This window comes from Streptomyces sp. NRRL S-378, assembly GCF_000720645.1.
In the GTDB taxonomy this organism is placed as follows: domain Bacteria; phylum Actinomycetota; class Actinomycetes; order Streptomycetales; family Streptomycetaceae; genus Streptomyces.
Genome location: NZ_JOBX01000215.1, coordinates 1 through 367, shown reverse-complemented (window position 1 = coordinate 367; position 367 = coordinate 1). Strand labels below are relative to the sequence as shown.

The following is a 367-nucleotide window of genomic DNA, read 5'->3' as shown; positions in this document are numbered from 1 at the left end:
GGCGGCCGCCCGGTGGTGGCGGTGCGAGTTGAGCGCCCGAACGTGGCCGAACAGCCGCCCGGCAGCGGCTTCGTCGAGGGCGTCGCACGCCCCGGCGACATCAAGATCGTCAAGCGCACGGTGGGCGCCTTCCACGGGACGGGCCTGCACGAGCAGTTGCGCGGCCTGGGCGTGGACAGGCTGGTCCTGGCCGGGCTGGTGACGACGATGGGCGTGGAGTCCACCGCCCGTGCGGCGAGCGACCACGGCTACGAGATCGAGTTCGTCGAGGACGCGATGTCCGCCTTCGCGGCGGACGAGCACGCGTTCGCCGTAGGCAGGATCTTCCCGAGGTTCGGCGAGGTCCACGCCGCGGCCTCCTACCTGA

General features: G+C 72.2%; 1 protein-coding gene. It reads left to right on the top strand.

From position 1 onward, the window contains the following. Window positions 1–21: 21 nt before the first annotated feature. A partial coding sequence (locus tag IH80_RS0138550; protein ID WP_324609456.1) for a cysteine hydrolase family protein occupies window positions 22–367 on the top strand: 346 nt, incomplete at its 3' end.